The following is a 17,554-nucleotide window of genomic DNA, read 5'->3' on the forward strand; positions in this document are numbered from 1 at the left end:
CGTCCTCGAAGCAATGAAGATGGAACAGCCGCTCAACGCCCACCGCTCCGGCACCATCAAGGGCCTCACCGCCGAGATCGGCGCCTCCATCTCATCAGGCGCCATGATCTGCGAGATCAAGGACTGAAGCAACCGACGGGAGTGGGCGCGGCGGTCGGCGGCCCGGGGAGAGCCGCGACGACGGGCGCAAAGACCTGCCGCCGGTGGGCATCTGCGCCATCCTGGGCCGGGTGACCCGAGAGTGAAGGGCTCTCAGGCCGCCCGGCCCGGAGAAGAGTTGGTCTCGTGCCCGACATGGATGGGGAAACAACCGCGGACAACATCCTGGCCCGCTGGGATGTGGCGCGTCGGCATGCGACCAGCCGGGCGGCTGCGGACGCGGACTTCCGTGTCTGGCTGATGCGCACCCTTCCGGCGCTCGCTCAGCAGCTCGGGCAGGCGCCCGATGAGGATCTGGCGCACTGTATGACCGTGGGCGCGACGATCGAGCGCTGCGTCTCACTCGGCCGGTTCGACGACTCGCTGATTCTGACCGACTGGCTGGTCGGCCTGTACGCACCGCGTGGCGACAGCCTCGCCCGGCGGACGGTCTCGGGGGCGACCGCCCTCTACCGTGACGCGGCCCTGGTGCCCGAGCTGCATGCGCACGCGACCACGTCACTGAGGCGGATGGTCGAGTTGATCCCCCAGGGGGGAGACACGGAGACGCAATGGCTGAGCTGCAAGGCGCTCATGGACCTCAGCACGCTCCTCGTCATCGGCAGGGATACGCACAACAACCAGCAGCGCACACAGGCGAGTATCGACGTCTGCGACGAGATCATCGAGCGCTGGCAGTCGAGCGGCGAAGCCTGGCTACGCGTGAATGTCGCCGCCACCCTGGTCAACAAGGCCATCAACTGCCTGGAAATCGGCGAAGAACCGGCCGCAGGGCGGACCTACGCGCGCATCATCGAATTGTTCGCGGCGGACGCCGCTGATCCCGGGAACAGCAAGCTGAGCGAGCATGTCCAGATCGCCAGGCATGCGCTGGACGTACTGGAAACAGTGCGAATCCCGGATCCGGAGTTCAGGACCGGATACCTGGACGCGATGATGCGGGCGGCCCGCCGAACAGGGCGTTACGACCCGGAGGGGCTCGTCGGCGTCCCGCGGGACTACGACGTGCGTTCCATTCAGCTGGCCGGTCGGATCCATCGCGCGACGACGAACCTCGTACGGCGGTCGGCGTGCTCGGGAGATCCCACCATTCTGCTGCTGCGCAACTTCGACCTCACCGAGACCTCGTTCGTGGGCTCGCAGCCCAATCCGGTGGTGGGGCAGGGCGATCCGGACGGGTATGCCCGGATCATCCGTTGTACGGACGGCCTGCGCGTACTGAACCGGATGGCCGAGATCACTGATGTCGTGCAGGTCGCCAACACCGAGGCGGCCGCATTGGGGATCGACCGTCAGATGGCGTCCCTGCTCGGCATCTCGACCCGACTGCAGCGGTTCCTGTATCTGCCCGACGACGGCTGGCCGGCCGTAGTCCGTGCCCTCATCGTCCTCGCCGAGCGTGTCGTCGTCTGGGCGGCGGAGAAGACCCCCGCACTGCTGCAGGAACTCGAACTGATCAAGGAGTTGGGGCGCGCCGGCGACAGCGTCGTACTGCTGGAGGAGCCGTTGCCCGGGCCGGTCGGGCCGCCGGTCGGGCCGGTCGGGCCGGACCACTTCGATGGCGGGCCGCCACCGTCCGTTGCGGCGCTCACTCCGGACGACCCGGCCCTGGCCGGGTTCCCGGTGATCGTGCACGCCAAGGATGTCGCAACGGTCGATCCTGAGGACAGCGCCTTCCTGCGCGAGCTGACCGGCCCCGTCACCGCTCTCGCCCGTCGGCCGGTGCATGAGCGCGTGGCCCGGATACGCGGACGGCTCGACGCGCTGCGGTGAGGCGGCTCCGCCGAATCGCTGCTTCGTACGCAGGGGAAGCGCTCAGGATGTGTTCAGGTTCCCGGCGGCACGGTCTGGCGGCATGACATCCGATACGTACGGCGACCCCGGTGCGGTCCGTGGTCACGGTCTGCGCCGGAACAAGGTTCCCGGGGTCACCGTCTACTTCTGGGTGATCAAAGTGCTCTGCACGACGGTCGGCGAGACGGACCGACAGCCCGGGGTGCCGCTGCAGGACACCACCGCTGTGTTCGCCGTGGTGCTCGCGGTGGTGTTCGTCGCCTGGTTCAGGGCCGAACGTACGCTCTCCATTCACAGCATCGACACTGCGGGCCGGGAGGCCGTATGGAGCTTCTGGATCGCCTACGTCCTCACGCGCCCGCTGGAAGCGTCCATGGGCGACTGCCTCTCGCAGCCGACCGGGGACGGCGGACCGTCTCCGGGACAGAGCGACGACCCGCCCCGCCCCAGGTCCCGGAACCGCGAGCACTCTCAGCGGAGTTTGACCGCGCCCCCGTCGGCCATCACGGTCTGTCCGGTCATGTAGCGCGCGTCGTCACTGGCGAGGAACGCGACAATGGGCGCGACATCGCGGTCGGGGTCGCCGAAGCGGCCCAACGGGACCGCGGCCGCGGACTGCGCGTACTGCTCGGGGCGCGCCTGCGCCCACTGGACCACACCGGCGGTCAGGGCCATCGGGCAGACCACGTTGACCCGGATGTTGAACTCCGCCCACTCATTGGCGGCCACGCGGCTCAAGCCGCGGATCGCTTCCTTCGTCGCCGCGTACGACGCCTGGTTCGGCTGGCCGTTCAAGCCGGCACCGGAGCCGAAGTTGATGACGCAGGCGTTGCCGGTCTTCTTGAGTTCCGGCAGGGCGGCCAGCATGAAGTTGCGAGTGGCGTACAGACCGGTGTCCATCGCGAGGTTCCAGTCGTCGTCCGTCTGCTCCTCGAAGGGCTTCTGGCGCGACACACTCGCGTTGTTCACCAGTACGTCCAGAGACCCGAAGCGCTCAACGGCCGAAGCCACGGCCGTATCGGCCACGTTCCGGTCGGAGACGTCGCCCCGCTGGAAGACCACGGCGTCACCCAGCTCACGGGCGAGCGCCTCGCCGGCCTCCTCCTGCAGGTCGACGACGACGACCCGGGCCCCGCGCGCGACGAACAGTTTCGTGATGGCGCCGCCGATACCGGAGGCGCCCCCGGTGACGATGGCCGACTTTCCGTCCAAGGTGCGAGAACTCATGACGTGGTTCCTTCCGTGCTGGCCAGTGTGATGGCCTGGGCGATTGACTGCGTGACCGCCTGCGTGGCTGCCTGCGATTCGGAGGTGCTGGGGATACGGGGTGCTCCGGATGCGGGCTCAAGCGGGGAGCTGGGCCCGCCGCCCGGGTGCGGCCGATGACTGCATGGTCATCCCCCCGTCGACGACCAGCAGTTGGCCGGTGAGGTAGCGGGACTCGTCGGAAGCGAGGAACACCATGGCGTGACCGATGTCCTCGGGGGCGCCGAGGCAGGGCAGGGCATTGCCCTTCTTCAGGCTCTCGATGACGCCCGCCGGCAGGTTGTTCTCCAGCGCCGGTGTCATGACGGCCCCGGGGGCGACAGCGTTGCACCGTACGTTCTGTGGCCCGTACTGCACGGCGATGGACTTGGTGATACTGACCACCGCTGCCTTGACCGCCCCGTAGGACGTCTGCAGGACGTCACCGACGAGTGCTGCGACCGAGGCGGTGTTGATGACCGAACCGCCGCCGGCCCGGATCATGTGGGGGATCGCGTGCCGCGCGCCGAGGAGCGTACTGGTCACGTTGCGGGCGACCGCCCGGTGGAACTCCTCCATGTCCATGCGCAGCAGGTCGAGGTCGGTTCGCGGATCGGTCCCGCCCACGTGGTTGCAGAGGACGTTCAGGGCGCCGAACTCCCTGACGGTCCCGGCGATCATGTCCGCGATCGAGCTCTCGTCGGTGACATCCACCGTGACGGGCAGGGCCAGGCCGCCGGCCTTCTCGATGAGCGCCGCCGACTCCGCGGCCGCCGCGGTGTCGTAGTCGGCGACCACCACCCGTGCGCCTTCCCGGCTCATGAGCTCCGCCGCCGCACGGCCGATGCCGCTGCCGGCACCGGTGACCACCGCGACCTTGTCCTTGAGGCGTTCCATGGGGTTACTTCCTTGCTGAGACGGAGTCCACGTGCGGGCGGAGTGGTGCAGGGGCCATGGAGTACGTGCTCAGCCGGCGGCCGAGCACCGGAAAGGCCGCACCAGCGCGAGCCACTCGGCGCCCGGTGCCCCGCGCGCCACGGCGCCTTCGGCAGGCCCGGCCGGGTCTCCGGCACGGTCCTCCACGGACACGGCGACCCCACATGATGTGCATGTTACATACACACGGTAGCCTGTGCAACGGCACCGGAGCAAGGCGCCGGGGCGGAGCACGGCCATGGACACCGGCGGAGCGGGACGAGAGGAAGGGCACCGGAAGCGATGAAGGAGCCGAGCAAGCAGGAGCGCCGCCTCGGCGACCTGGAACGAGAACTGACTCTGTTGTCCCGGCATTTCATTGCCTCGCGTGGCCCACGCATCGGGCAGAGCCTGGACCGCTCGGCCTACGTTCTCCTCACGCGGCTGGAGACCGGCGAACCGCTCACGCTCAAGGAGCTGGCGCACACCTTCCAGGCGGACGTATCCACCATCAACCGCCAGATGAGCGCCATGCTCCGGCACGGCCTGGTCGAGCACATCCCCGCCCCCGCCCGAGGGGCCGCACGCACATTCCGGCCCACCCCACTCGGCCTGGAACGCCTGGAGGCGGACAGGGCGATCAGCCGGGCGGGAACCGCCAGGCTGATCGAGGCGGCGGGCTGGAGCGAAGCACAGACCCAGCAGTTCCTCACGATGATGGTCGAGTTCAATCACGGCATCGAGCAGCTGGAGGGACCCGCGTAGGGCCACTGCCGTATCGGCGCCCGGACAGCGGCGCGCCCAGCCGCTCCGGTGCGCCCTCACGGGCCGGCCGGAGCCAGTTGGAGACTGAGAACATGACCGACCCGACTCAGGACCCCCGCTTCCTCCAGGACCCCTACCCCACCTACGCGGCCATGCGGTCCGTATGCCCGGTGCAGTCCGTGCCCACCGGCCCCGGCGGGCACAGCAGCTACCTGATCACCGGTTACGCGGAAGCCAGGGAGGCCCTTGCCGACCCGCGGCTCTCGAAGGACACCGCCGCCTTCTTCGCGGGTAAAGGGTCACGGCGTCGCCTTCACCCCGCGGTGGCACACAACATGCTGGCCAACGACCCGCCCCAGCACACCCGGCTGCGCAGACTGGTCACCAGAGCCTTCACCACGGGGGCCGTGACAGAGCTGCGCCCGTTCATTGCCCGGGTCACCGGCGAACTGCTGGATCAGTGGCCCGACGGCGAGCGGTCCGACTTCGTGGCCGGGCTGGCGGTGCCGCTGCCGGTCATCGTGATCTGTGAACTGCTCGGCGTCCCGGACGAGGACCGGCCCGCCATCCGGCGCTGGTCCGGTGAGCTGTTCGCGGCAGGCAGGCCCGACGTCATCGACACGGCTTCGCATGCCCTGGCCGGCTACCTGACGAGCCTCATCGCCGCCAAGCGCCTGAACCCCGGCGGTTCTCTTCTCGACCGGCTCGTCGCGGCCCGTGACGGGGACGACCGGCTGAGCGAGGAAGAGCTGGTCTCCCTCGCGGTACTGCTGCTCGTGGCCGGGCACGAGACCACCACCAACTTCCTCGGCAACGCCGCCCTGGCACTGCTCCAGCACCCGGACGAGCTGGACCGCCTCCGGAGGAACCCGGACGACATCCCCGGCGCCTTGGACGAGCTGCTCCGGTTCGACTCCCCCGTCAGCACCGCCACCTTCCGGTTCACCACGGAGGCCGTCACCCTCGGCGGCACCGACATCCCGTCCGGTGTCCCCGTACTGGTCGCGCTCGGGGCCGCCAACCGTGACCCGGGCCGGTTCCCTTCGCCCGACCGGCTCGACGTGGACCGTGACGCCGCCGCGCATCTCAGCTTCGGTCACGGTATCCACCGCTGCGTAGGCGCTCCCCTGGCCAAGGCCGAAGCCGACATCGCCTTCCGGGCGGTCCTGGCCCGCTTCCCCGGGATCCGACTCGCCGAACAGCCCGGCCGGCTGGAGTGGCGACGCACCCGACTGGTGCGCGGGCTGGTGTCGTTGCCCGTCCTGACGTAAGGGCTGGGACGCACGACTGCGGAAGGCCACACCCGACGGCGGAAGGCCGTGTCTACCGGGACGAGGCGGCGAAGGCAGCGAACCAACTCATCATCTCGGGATGGGTGATGGCCCCTGCGCTGCTCACCTCGGCGGCGTCGGCGCCCTGGATGATCCGTTTCACCGGAACCTCAAGCCGCTTGCCTGTCAGGGTGCGAGGCAACGCGGGTACCTCGGTGATGGCGTCCGGCACATGGCGCGGCGACAGCTCGCTGCGGATGGTCCCGGCGATCAGTGCGCGCAGCCCGTCGTCGAGCACCGCGCCGTCCCCGAGGGCCACGAACAGCGGCATGAAGTACCGGCCGTCCGGCATCTCCGCCCCGATCACCAGGCTGTCGGCGACTTGGGGAAACCGCTCCACGACGGCGTAGATGTCGGCCGAGCCCATCCGTACGCCCATCCGGTTGAGCGTCGAGTCCGAGCGGCCCGCCACCACGACCGTCAGGTCCCGGTCGACGGTGACCCAGTCGCCGTGCCGCCACACACCGGGGTACATGTCGAAGTAACTCGCCCGGTAGCGCGCCCCGTCCGGGTCGTCGACGAAGTACAGCGGCATCGACGGCAGCGGTGCGGTCACCACCAGTTCGCCCTGCTCACCGACGACCTGCCGGCCCGATGCGTCCCAGGCGTCCAGGGCCACACCGAGTGCCGGGCACTGGATCCGGCCGGCCCTGACCGGAAGCAGCGCGCTGCCGCAGGCGAGCACCGAGCAGATGTCGGTACCGCCGCAGATCGACTGCAGCCACACATCCGGACCGAGACGGTCCTGCGCCCAGTGCCAGGTACTCGGCGGCAGCGACGAACCGGTCTGGAGGACGGTGCGCAGCCCGCTCAGGTCCAGCTCGGCCGCCGGATGCGCGTCCGCCTTCTCCCCCGCGATCAGATAGGCCGCCCCCACGCCGACCACGCTCGCCCGGGTCTGCTCGGCGACCCTCCAGACCCCGTTGACGTCGGGCCGGGTGGGGCTGCCGTCGTAGAGGACGATCGTCGAGCCGTGCATCAGGCCCGCGACCATGAAGTTCCAGACCATCCAGCTGGTCGAGGTGTGGAAGAAGTAGCGGTCGTCGGCGCGGAGGTCGGCGCCGAGACCGAGCGCCTTCAGCAGCTCGACGACGATGCCGCCGTGGCTCTGCACGATTCCCTTGGGAAGCCCGGTGGTACCCGAGGACCACAGGGTCCACAACGGGTGGTCGAAGGGAACGTCGGCGAAGACCAGGGGTTCGTCCCGGTCGAGCAGGGCGGACCAGCTGTGCTGTGCCACGTCGTCCCGGGCCGTCCAGCGGGAGCCCGCCGGGGCCGGCCGCAGGTGGTCGACGGCCACCAGATGCCGCAGTGTGGGCAGCCCGGCCGTGATCTCCCCGACCGCCGGGAGCCGGTCGTACTCCTTGCCGCCGTGGCGGTAACCGTCCACGGCCAGCAGCACCGTCGGGCGGGCCTGGCGCAGCCGCGCCAGCACGCTGGGCGTACCGAAGTCGGGCGAGCACACGGTCCACACCGCGCCCACCGCGGCGGCGGCCAGCACCGCGATCACGGCGTGCGGGGTGTTCGGAAGATATCCGGCGACGGTGTCGCCGGGCTCCACCCCCAGCCGGCGCAGCGAGCCGGCCAGCGCAGCGACCTCCCGTCGCAGCTGTGTCCAGGAGGTCTCCACGGGTACGCCACCCTCGCTGACGCTGATCAGCGCGGGGCGCTCATCGGACGGCTCGGCGAGGCACCGCTCGGCGAAGTTCAGACGTGCGCCCGGGAACCAGGAGGCGGTGGGCATCGACGCGTCCGCCAGCACCGTGTCGTACGCGGAACGGGCGGCCAGTCCGTAGTAGTCCCATACGGCCGACCAGAACCCGGGTACGTCGGTGGTGCTCCACCGCCACAGTGCCGGGTAGTCGGCGAACCGCAGTCCCCTGGTCCGGTCCAGCCAGCGCATGAAGCCGGCGACATTGGATGCCTCGGCCTGCGCCTGGGAGGGGGACCACAGCAGGTCGGTGTCATCAATCATCGCTGCTCCCTTGACACATGGGTGGGGTACACAGGTGGGTTCTTTGCCATGCCGTGCGGTGCGGTGTGGTGCGCGTCAGCCCTGTTCGATCTCGCGTATGAGTTCCTCGGCCCGGGGCCACGGGCCGTACCCGGAGCCCGGGTTGAGGTGCCCGACCGCGCCGAGCCGGACGAGGCGGCTGCCCCAGCACTCGGCGAGCCTGGCGACGCGCACCTCCCTGCCCAGCGGGTCGTCGCTGCTCGCCGCGACGACGCTGGGGAAGGGCAGGACGGCCCGCGGGACGGGCGTCCAGCCGTTGCTGCGGAGCACATCGGGGGTCGGGTGGCCCTCCGGCAGCGGTGTGTCGAAGTCCGGCGGGGTCGCGAGCAGCGCGCCCACGACGGGACGGCTGCTGCTCCGCGCCCAGTGCACGGTCGTCATCACCCCGGCGCTGTGGGCGACCAGCACCACAGGCCCTGGGGCTTCCGCGACCGCTGCCTCCAGTGCCGCGACCCCGGCCGCGCAGCTGAGCCGGTCCTCCGTCAGCGGTGCGACGGTGAGCACCGTGCGCCCCGCCGCGGTGAGCCGCTCGGCCAGGATGGTCTGCCAGTGGTCGGGTACGTGGTCGCGCAGTCCAGGTACGACCACGATCGTGGCCTCGGTGGGGGTACTCATGCGGTCACCGCCGTGGTTCGGGTGGCCGCGGAAGTGGTGCGCGCGGCCAGTCGGATGATGTCTCGTTCGTAGTGCCGGCGTCCCACGGCGAAGCACAGCGCGGCGACCGCCGCGACCAGCGGCATCAGCCGCAGCGCGTCGAGCAGGCCGAGGCGGTCCGCGGCCATGCCGGTCACCGCTGATCCCGGGGCGAGCCCGAGCAGGCTGTTCGCCAGCGTGAGGGTGCCGAAGGCCGTACCGGAGATGGCGCCGGGGGTCAGATTGGCCACCATCGCCGCGGCCGGACCTGCCGTCGCTCCCGACACCAGGGATCCGGCCGCCAGCAGCAGCATCTGTACCGTCCCGGTCGGTGCGCCAAAGGCGGCCGACAGCAGGACGAGGGAGAGCAGGCTGCAGACGATCGCTGTGGCCCACTTACGGATCTGGAGGGTCCGCCCGACACGGTCGGCGACGACGCCGCCGAGGACCATGCCGATCCCGGTCAGCAGCGCGAACAGGCCCGCCGTGACACCCGCCCGGCCGGTGGACATGTGGTAGTAGCGGTTGAAGAAACTGGGCAGCCAGGCCAGCAGTGCCCCCGGCAGGAACAACTGGAGACCGCTGCCTGCGTAGGCGCTGACCACCGAGACCGACGAGAAGAGCTGCGGCAGGAGGGACCGCAGCCGGACCTTGGCCTGCTCCTCAGGGCGGCCCGCGGTGGCGTCCCGCCGCGGGTCGAGCCGCCTCTCGGTGACCACCACGGCGAAGGCCACGGCCAGACCGAGACCGAAGAACCCCATGACGCCGAACGCCCAGCGCCAGCCGAAGTGTTGGGCGATCACACCGCTGAGTGCCACGCCCAGCACCGAGCCGAACGAGCCTCCCCCCATGAACGCCCCGGAGAGGGTGGCCCTGAGCCGGGCCGGGAAGACGCTGAGGACGAGCGCGATACCGACGCTGCCGTACGCGGCCTCACCGATGCCGACGAACAGCCGGGCGAGAAACATCTGCCCGTAGCCGGCCGCCACCGCACAGGCGAGTGTGGCCAGACTCCACACCACTGCGGCGAGCACCAGGCTGCGTACCCGGCCCCAGCGGTCCGCCAGGAAGGACGTCGGAAAGGTCAGCACACCGACCGCCAGCGCCACGACGCCGCTGAGCGAGCCCAGTTGCGCGTCGGTGAGGCCCCATTCCGCTTTCAGCAGCGGGAAGACCGAGTTGAGCACCTGCCGTGACATGTAGTCGGACAGCAGCAGTCCGAAACTCAGGGCGAAAACGACCCAGGCGTAGCGCCGGGAGACGGCCGGCGCGGGAGAGCGGCCTCCCGGCGCCGGAACCGCGGTGGTGCGAAGACCCATCGGTGCCACCTCTTCTCCATCCTGGTCTTCTGATCCTGGTCTTCTGTTACCGGCCCGTTCCGGGAAGAACCGCTCTCATCAGAACGGCCGGTCACCGACGATCCCGCTGCGCTCCATCTTCCGGACGGCCGGCCAGTAGTCCTGGACGGCGTAGTGCTGGGTGGAGCGGTTGTCCCAGATGGCGAAGCTGTCCGGCTGCCAGCGCCAGCGGACCTGGTACTCGGGCACGGACGCCTGGCTGAGCAGATAGGTCAGCAGGTTGCTCGCCCCCGGCGCGTAGTCGATGCCGAAGCGCACATTCCGCGGCGTGTGGTAGTTGGTGAAATGCGTGGTGAAACTGTTGACGAAGAGGATCTCCTCGCCCGTTTCCGGATGGGTCCGCACCACCGGGTGCTCGGCGTCGGGATACTGGGCCTTCAGCGCGTGGCGCCGCTCCTCTGACATCACCGCGCCGAACGACGCCTCGATGCTGTGCCGGGCCCGCAGACCCCGGATCTGTGTCTTGATGTGCTCCGGCAGCCTGCGGTAGGCCTCGGCCATGTTGATCCAGATGGTGTCCCCGCCCACCGGTGGTGTCTCGACACAGCGCAGCACAGCGCCCATCGACGGGTTCTCCCGCCAGGTCCCGTCGGTGTGCAGCGCGTTCTCGTAGTGCTCGGGCGTACTGTCCAGGTCCTTGTAGATGCGGACCAGACCGGGGTGTTCGGGATCGCTCCCGACCACCGGGTGGTCCTCCAGCGGCCCGAACCGGGAGGCGAAGGCGACATGCTCGGCACGGGTGATGTCCTGTCCGCGCAGGAACAGCACCTTGTGTTCCAGGAGCAGTGCCCGGATCTCGGCGAACAGGCCGTCGTCACGTGCGGCGTCGGCGAGGTTCACGCCGGACAGCTCGGCGCCGATGCTGCAGGTCAGGGGTTCGGCCTTGAGCGACTGCCGGACTTCCGGCCGGACGAGGGCCGGGGCGGCCGCGCTCGGTGTGCTGGTCGGGGTCATGGTGGTACCTCCTGTGCGGGCTCGTGGTCCGTGTGGCGCTTGCGTAACCGGAGGACAGAAGTCAGAGGACGAAGACGGAGGATCCCGTCGTCCGGCCGCTCTCCAGGTCCCGGTGCGCCCGGGCTGCGTCCTTGAGTGCGTAGCGCTGATTGATCTCGATCTTGATGCGGCCGGAAGCGACATGTCCGAAGAGTTCACCGGCCAGTTCGGCGCGCTCCGCCGGATCGGCGATGTAGTCGGCCAGCGCCGGACGGGTCACGAAGACCGATCCGTGGATCGCCAGCTGCGGGGCGTCGATCGGCGGCACCGGGCCGGAAGAGGTGCCGAAGCACACCAGCAGGCCGCGCCGCCGCAGCGAGGCGAGCGAACCCGCGTAGGTGGTCGCCCCGACGCTGTCGAAGACCACCGGCACACCGGCGCCGCCGGTCAGCTCGCGCACCCGCTCGGCCACGTTCTCCCGCCGGTAGTACACGATGTGGTCACAGCCGTGGGCGCGGGCCAGCTCCGCCTTGTCCTCGGTGGACACCGTGCCGATCACTGTGAGGCCCAGCAGCTTGGCCCACTGGCAGACGATGAGGCCGACACCGCCCGCTGCCGCGTGCAGCAGCACGGTGTCGCCACGCTCCAGCGGATGGATCCTGCGGAGCAGGTACGAGGAGGTGAGCCCGCGCATGGTCATCGCGGCGGCCGTCTCGAAGCTGATCCCGTCCGGCAGCTTGATCAACGAGTGCGGGGGCATGATCCGTTCGGTGCTGTAGGCCCCGAGCGGGCTGCCGGTATAGGTCACGCGGTCACCCTCGGCGAAGCCGGACACGCCGTCGCCGACCGCCTCGATCACGCCTGCGGCCTCCACTCCGAGCCCGGCGGGCAGCGGGGCCGGGTAGAGCCCGGTACGGAAGTAGGTGTCGGCGAAGTTCAGGCCGACCGCTCCATGGCGGATCCGGACCTCGCCGGGGCCGGGGTCCCCGACGTCGGCCTCCTCGCGGCGCAGTACCTCGGGGCCGCCGGTCTCGTGGAAGCGGATGACGTGTGCCACGGAGAACTCCATTGCTGTCTTTTTTGGGGCGGGGCTGGGCGGGGCTGGGCGGCGGCGGTCGCGGAAGCCGGGGGCCGCCGGTGACCGCCGCCGGTTCACGGGCCGGGAGCAGGTCAGCTCTTGGGGTTGCGCAGCATGGACCCGCGCTGCCCGGGGCGCCGGTTCGGCACCATGCCGAGCTGCGCGAGGGTCTCGTCGACGTCGGCGTAGTACTGGCCGAGCCGGTAGATCTTCCTGGCTTCGAGCCCGGTCGCGATGGGGCGGCCGAGGTTCTCCGAGATCCTGACCATCTGTTCCACCTGGGCGACGGAGCTCATGCGCTCTCCCTTGCGGCCCCACAGGTTGTCCTCGTTGCCGACCCGCACATGGGTGCCGAGCGCGATCCCGATCGCGTTCATCGGCGCGACGGCGCGCATGGAGCTCTCGATCGTGAGGACGGCGCCGTCCGGAGTACGGCGGATGAACTCGATCAGATCGGCAGGGTGACGCCCGGCGAAACCGCCGCCGATCGCCACATAGTTGAGGATGAGCGGGCCGGTGTGGACCCCGGCCCTGATCAACCGCTCCACCGTCTCCAGCTGGGCCAGCGTGGCGAGTTGGAAGTGCGGCTGGATGCCTTTCGCGTGGAGCCGCTTGAGGTGCTCCAGGTAGAAGTCAGGGCCTGCCTCGACCACCATGTCGCGGTACGCCTTGTACATGGCGGGGTTCGCGATCGAGGTTCCCTGGAGGTCGTCGTCGGTCATGATCTCGACGATGTTCATCTGGCTGGTGTTGATGGCGATCGTCACCTGGTCGGGCTGGGGATCGAGATCGGCCAGCAGGTGGCGGGTGTCGTAGCTGAGCCACTTCGCCTCGTCGCCCTCGCCCTCGGGGGCGAAGGAGATCGATCCGCCGATCTGCAGAACCATGTCCGGCACGGCCTCGCGCAGCCGGCCGATCAGCTCGTTGAACATGGACATCCGCTTGGAGCCGTGGCCGTCGAGCTCGCGTACATGGATGTGCAGCACGGTGGCGCCCGCGTTGTAGCAGTCGACGGCGGCCTGGACGTGCTCGTCCATGGTGAGGGGGATGTCGTCGGCGTCACCGGGCAGCCACTCGGGTCCGTAGGGCGCCACCTGGATGACCAGCGGTTCCTGGTTCTCGGGATAGAGCGAGTCGTCGTGGAAGTGCACGGTCCGTCTCCTTCGTCGGTTGGGTGGGGCCGCACGAGCCTGAGGGGGCAGGGGCGGGTGTGCGGCCGCGCGGGCCCCGGTCCGCTCATCGGTGGGGTCCGGCCGGCGGCCGTACGGGCTGTCCTCGCGGGGCTGCCCTCGCTGACCGGCTACGTTGCGGTGAATCCAAAGGTAGGAGCCGGTGAACGCTCTTGCTTAACCCTGCGGGACGGGGGACTTGCCGTTTGGGGACATGCCCGTGACGGTGCCGGGACGGGACGAAACGGGAAGGGAGCGGAAGGGAAAAGAAGGGAAGCGACAGGACGGGACTGACCCGCGGTCAGCGGGGGTCGGGCCTCGTGAGGTCGGAGCCGGTGGTCGCCCGGCTGCGCCACTCCCTGGGGCTGCGTCCGAACTGCTCCCGGAACCAGCGGGAGAAGGCACTGGCCGTGGAGAAGCCGAGCAGGTCGGAGATCTCGGTGAGGGAGCGGCTCGGGTTCACCACGAACTGCTCGGCCAGCTGGACGCGTACCGAGTTGACGAGCGACGAGAACGTCTCGCCCGAGCGCGCGAGGCGCCGGTGGACACTGCGCCGGTCCACGTTCAGACTGCGGGCGATCCGGTCCACCGAGCACCGCCCGGTCGGCAGCAGGACCTCGATCAGCTCGCGCACCTGGTCCACCGTGCCGGTGTCCCTGGGGACGGCGACGGCCTCGATGTACTGCCGGGCGTAGTTCCTGAGCAACGGGTCGGACGTCGTGTTGGGCGAGTCGAGATCGCTCGCGCGGAAATTGATGCCGCTGAACTCCCGCCCGAATTCCACCGCGGGACCGAAGACCCGCTGATGCGTGCCGCGGTCAGCCGGCGCGTCATGGGCGAAGTACACGGAGAGCGGCAGCCACTGGGGGCCGAGGAACATGCGCAGCACCAGGTGGAACGCGCCCACGGCCAGCTCGGTGGCCTGCCGGGTCTCCAGCGCCTCACCGAAGTCGAGCCCCACCTTGAGGGTGGCCAGGCCCTCCCGCTCGGAGAGCCGGGCGTGGAGCGCCTCGTTGTACATGTGTTCATGGTGCAACAGCAGTTCCAGCCCGCTGCGGACGTCCGGTTCCTCACGGAGGGCGATGCTGATGGGGCCGAGGCTGCCCAGGCGCCGGAACTCGGACATCCGCAGTCCGAAGTCCTCGAGGCCGGATTCGGCCGCCGAGACCGCCAGCAGCCGGGCGACGGCCGCACCGGAGATCCAGCGGTCCTGCAGCGTGAGGGCGGCGGCGTCCAGTCCCACGCCCTCCATCGACAACTGCGGGTCCATGCCCAGCGAACGGCTCAACTCCACATATCCGTTGAGTGCCGCAGTGCGAACCAGGGGTCTCATCGCACTCCTCACCGACCTGTCCCCGAAAGGTAAGTAGACCGTCCCGCCACGTCAAGCACTCGCATGCCACGCGATCTAGCGTGTGTGGCTCCGCAGGCCCAAGGAGGCAGTGACATGACCAACCTCGCCACGTTCCTGGTGCGCGCCGCCCGGAAGCACGGCGGCCGGGTCGCCGTACGCGAGTCCGAAGCCGTCATGACGTACGCGGAACTGGACGACGCGAGCGCCCGCCTGGCGGCGCTGCTGAGCGCCGGCGGCGTACGGCCCGGCGACCGGGTCGCGCTGGTCATACCCAACGTCGTCAGCTTCCCGGTCGCCTACTACGGCATCCTGCGCGCGGGGGCCGTCGTGGTGCCGGTGAATCCGCTGCTCAGAGCACGGGAGATGGCGTTCGTGCTCCGTGACTCCGGTGCGCGGACGGTGGTGACGTCCCCGATGGCGGCGGATGAGGCCACCAGGGCCGCGGCCGCGACCGGGGCCGGAAGCCTGGTCATGGGCTCGGCGGCGTTCGATGCCGGGCTGCGTGCCGCATCGCCGGTACCCGGGGCCGACGACCGGGCGCCGGGCGACACGGCGGTGATCCTCTACACCTCCGGTACGACGGGCACCCCGAAGGGCGCCGAGCTCACGCACGGCAATCTGATCAGCAACACGGTCACCGCTGCCGAGACGCTCCTGACGGTGGGCCGGGACGATGTGCTCTTCGGCGGGCTCCCCCTGTTCCACGCGTTCGGGCAGACCTGCGCCCTCAACGCCACGATCGTCGCGGGGGCGGCCCTGACCCTGCTGCCGCGGTTCGATCCGCGCGAAGCGCTGGAGATCATGCGCAGGGACCGGGTCACCGTCTTCCTCGGTGTGCCGACCATGTACACCGCCCTGCTCCGTACCGGGATCCCCGGCGGCGGCGCCCCCTCCCGGCTGCGGCTGGCCGTATCCGGGGGCTCGGCGCTGCCCGTCGAGGTGCTGCACACGTTCGAGCAGGACTTCGGTGTCGTCGTACTTGAGGGGTACGGGCTGTCCGAGACCTCCCCGGTGGCCTCGTTCAACCCTCCGGACCGGCCCCGCAAGCCCGGGTCGATCGGGCTGCCCGTCCGCGGCGTCGAGATGGCCCTGATGTCGCCGGACGGCACGCCGGTACGTCCCGGCGATGTGGGTGAGATCGCGATCCGCGGCGAGAACGTCATGAAGGGCTACTGGAACCGTCCCGAAGCGACCGCCGAGGCATTCCGCGACGGGTGGTTCCACAGCGGCGACCTCGCCCGCGCCGACGAGGAGGGCTTCTACTTCATCGTCGACCGCAAGAAGGACCTGATCATCCGTGGCGGGTACAACGTCTACCCGCGGGAGATCGAGGAAGTGCTGTACGAGCACCCGGCGGTGGCCGAAGCGGCGGTCGTCGGGGTCCGTCATGACCTGCACGGCGAGGAGGTGGCCGCCGTGATCGTGCCGCGGGAGGGCAGCCGGGTCACGGCGGACCAGATCCGCGCATTCGTCCGTGCACGGGTGGCCCCCTACAAGTACCCGAGGATCGTGAGGTTCACCGACGAGCTGCCCAAGGGCGCGACGGGCAAGATCCTCAAGCGCGACATCACGGTCGAGGGCCCGGACCGGTAGGCGGCCGGTGTCCGTGCGGGAGCTGCTCGGACGCGGGATCGGGCTCGGGCGCGGGATCGGGCTCGGGATTGGCCCATCGGGGCAGAGGTGAACTGGTCAGTCCGGAACGCCCAGGTCCGTACGGCGTGGGGACCCCGCGACGTTGCGGCCGACGATACGGCCGGAGACCATCGCCCAGCCGATGTGCAGGCCGTGGTTGAGGAGTTGCAGGCCGCCCTGGCCGGTGGAGCCGGCGGCCCAGAGGCCGGGCACCGGGGTGCCGTCCTCGCGCACGACGCGCAACTGGTCGTCGACGCCGATGGCGTCCGCCAGTTCCTCCACGGTGCCGGCGCGCTGGTACACGTCCGGCCGGTAGCGCTTGTAGTCCTGTACGTACGCGTACGCGACGCCCGGGAACGTGGAGACCGGGTTCGGCCACGCGGCGAACTTCCGCGCGACCTGCTCGTCGAACACCATCAACCCCGTGTTGTTCCCGGCAGCGGCCACGGCCCGGGCCATCGCCGGGTCGGTGTCCTCGTTCGCCGGCCGGCGTCCCGTGCCGTCCACGAGGATCGCCCCCGCCCGGTCCATGGTGACGTTCGGGCCGATCCAGCTGGTCAGCGCGCCTCGGATCACGTACGCCAGCAGGTTCTTCGGCAGCCGCTCCACCACGAACCGCAGCACCCGTTCAGCGCAGGCAGCGCAGGCAGCGCAGGCAGCATCTTGATCAGGTCGGGTCGCTTCGACGGTTTGAACCGCAAGCCCTCGTACAGGCGGTCCATCTGCAGTGTGTAGCCGCCCGCCTCCTCCCCCAGCCGGAATCCGTCGCCGGTGTTCACCGGGTTCACCGGCGGGATCCTCGCCGCGTCCTCGCCCACGTGCTTCGCCTTCAGCTCCGTGGAGGCGGAGCAGTCCCCCGTCGTCTGCAGACCATGGTGCTGCTCCTTGTTCGGTGGTGTCAGATGCCGGCAGGTGCGTCGGTCTGCTGACGGGGCACGGTGTCCGCGACCCGGGCAGCGCTGTGGCCGGCCCGGCGGCCCGTGATGTAGGCCGGGGCGAGGCCGCCCGCGTACCCATGGTTGGACAGCCCGCCGATGTCCGCCCCGGCGGCGTGCAGACCGGGGACGGGGCGGCCGTCGGCGTCCAGGGCGCGGGCCTGGTCGTCGATGCGCACGCCGCCGAACGTGAAGGTGACGCTGGGCTGCACCATCAGCGCGTGGAACGGGCCGGTCCG

General features: G+C 70.0%; 18 protein-coding genes. 6 read left to right on the forward strand and 12 right to left on the reverse strand.

What is annotated here, in order from left to right:
• From G3I19_RS24290 to G3I19_RS24300, 3 genes are all read left to right on the forward strand, one after another.
• Positions 1-127 (forward strand): biotin/lipoyl-containing protein (locus tag G3I19_RS24290; protein WP_164265823.1); only part of this gene is annotated, 127 nt, incomplete at its 5' end.
• A gap of 167 nt (positions 128-294) precedes the next feature.
• Positions 295-1,932 carry a hypothetical protein gene (locus G3I19_RS24295; protein WP_164265824.1) on the forward strand — a complete coding sequence of 546 codons (1,638 nt, stop codon included), beginning with the start codon at positions 295-297 and terminating at the stop codon, positions 1,930-1,932.
• Positions 1,933-2,014: 82 nt separating this feature from the next.
• Positions 2,015-2,479, forward strand: coding sequence for a hypothetical protein (locus G3I19_RS24300; RefSeq protein ID WP_164265825.1), 465 nt, complete (start codon positions 2,015-2,017; stop codon positions 2,477-2,479).
• Here the strand turns inward: G3I19_RS24300 and G3I19_RS24305 are convergent.
• On the reverse strand, positions 2,425-3,180 hold the full coding sequence (locus tag G3I19_RS24305) for an SDR family oxidoreductase (protein ID WP_203600079.1): 756 nt from the start codon (positions 3,178-3,180) through the stop codon (positions 2,425-2,427). The two genes, G3I19_RS24300 and G3I19_RS24305, sit on opposite strands and share 55 nt — an antisense overlap.
• A gap of 117 nt (positions 3,181-3,297) precedes the next feature.
• Positions 3,298-4,095 carry an SDR family NAD(P)-dependent oxidoreductase gene (locus G3I19_RS24310; RefSeq protein WP_164265826.1) on the reverse strand — a complete coding sequence of 266 codons (798 nt, stop codon included), beginning with the start codon at positions 4,093-4,095 and terminating at the stop codon, positions 3,298-3,300.
• Positions 4,096-4,416: 321 nt separating this feature from the next.
• On the opposite strand from G3I19_RS24310, the gene G3I19_RS24315 reads away from it, so the two are divergent.
• Positions 4,417-4,878, forward strand: coding sequence for a MarR family winged helix-turn-helix transcriptional regulator (locus G3I19_RS24315; protein ID WP_164265827.1), 462 nt, complete (start codon positions 4,417-4,419; stop codon positions 4,876-4,878).
• Between the two features lie 92 nt (positions 4,879-4,970).
• Positions 4,971-6,149, forward strand: a complete 1,179-nt coding sequence (locus G3I19_RS24320; RefSeq protein WP_164265828.1) for a cytochrome P450 — start codon at positions 4,971-4,973, stop codon at positions 6,147-6,149.
• Positions 6,150-6,201: 52 nt separating this feature from the next.
• On the opposite strand, the gene G3I19_RS24325 is transcribed toward G3I19_RS24320, so the two are convergent.
• From G3I19_RS24325 to G3I19_RS24355, 7 genes are all read right to left on the reverse strand, one after another.
• Positions 6,202-8,184, reverse strand: a complete 1,983-nt coding sequence (locus G3I19_RS24325; RefSeq protein WP_164265829.1) for an acetoacetate--CoA ligase — start codon at positions 8,182-8,184, stop codon at positions 6,202-6,204.
• A gap of 75 nt (positions 8,185-8,259) precedes the next feature.
• Positions 8,260-8,838, reverse strand: a complete 579-nt coding sequence (locus G3I19_RS24330) for an alpha/beta hydrolase (protein WP_164265830.1) — start codon at positions 8,836-8,838, stop codon at positions 8,260-8,262.
• Positions 8,835-10,175 carry an MFS transporter gene (locus G3I19_RS24335; RefSeq protein ID WP_164265831.1) on the reverse strand — a complete coding sequence of 447 codons (1,341 nt, stop codon included), beginning with the start codon at positions 10,173-10,175 and terminating at the stop codon, positions 8,835-8,837. Before G3I19_RS24335 ends, G3I19_RS24330 begins: the two co-directional genes overlap by 4 nt.
• 78 nt (positions 10,176-10,253) lie before the next feature.
• Entirely contained in the window at positions 10,254-11,168 is a 915-nt protein-coding gene (locus G3I19_RS24340; protein ID WP_164265832.1) for a TauD/TfdA family dioxygenase, read from the reverse strand.
• Between the two features lie 61 nt (positions 11,169-11,229).
• A complete protein-coding gene (locus G3I19_RS24345) occupies positions 11,230-12,204 on the reverse strand; it encodes a quinone oxidoreductase (RefSeq protein ID WP_164265833.1) in 975 nt (324 codons plus the stop codon).
• A gap of 113 nt (positions 12,205-12,317) precedes the next feature.
• Positions 12,318-13,376 carry a 3-keto-5-aminohexanoate cleavage protein gene (locus tag G3I19_RS24350; protein ID WP_164265834.1) on the reverse strand — a complete coding sequence of 353 codons (1,059 nt, stop codon included), beginning with the start codon at positions 13,374-13,376 and terminating at the stop codon, positions 12,318-12,320.
• 319 nt (positions 13,377-13,695) lie between these two features.
• Positions 13,696-14,727 (reverse strand): AraC family transcriptional regulator, encoded by a 1,032-nt coding sequence (locus G3I19_RS24355; RefSeq protein WP_164265835.1) that lies wholly within the window; start codon positions 14,725-14,727, stop codon positions 13,696-13,698.
• Positions 14,728-14,841: 114 nt separating this feature from the next.
• Here G3I19_RS24355 and G3I19_RS24360 point away from each other — a divergent pair, with 114 nt between their 5' ends.
• A complete protein-coding gene (locus G3I19_RS24360) occupies positions 14,842-16,341 on the forward strand; it encodes a long-chain fatty acid--CoA ligase (RefSeq protein ID WP_164265836.1) in 1,500 nt (499 codons plus the stop codon).
• A gap of 96 nt (positions 16,342-16,437) precedes the next feature.
• On the opposite strand, the gene G3I19_RS24365 is transcribed toward G3I19_RS24360, so the two are convergent.
• The 3 genes from G3I19_RS24365 to G3I19_RS24375 all read right to left on the reverse strand — a co-directional run.
• Entirely contained in the window at positions 16,438-17,004 is a 567-nt protein-coding gene (locus G3I19_RS24365; RefSeq protein WP_164265837.1) for an FAD-binding protein, read from the reverse strand.
• Positions 16,953-17,198 carry a hypothetical protein gene (locus G3I19_RS24370; RefSeq protein WP_164265838.1) on the reverse strand — a complete coding sequence of 82 codons (246 nt, stop codon included), beginning with the start codon at positions 17,196-17,198 and terminating at the stop codon, positions 16,953-16,955. Before G3I19_RS24370 ends, G3I19_RS24365 begins: the two co-directional genes overlap by 52 nt.
• An 80-nt stretch (positions 17,199-17,278) precedes the next feature.
• Positions 17,279-17,554, reverse strand: a 276-nt coding sequence (locus G3I19_RS24375) for an FAD-binding protein (protein WP_164265839.1), incomplete at its 5' end; no start/stop codon positions are given.

It is taken from the genome of Streptomyces sp. SID10853 (assembly GCF_010548145.1).
Taxonomy (GTDB): domain Bacteria; phylum Actinomycetota; class Actinomycetes; order Streptomycetales; family Streptomycetaceae; genus Streptomyces.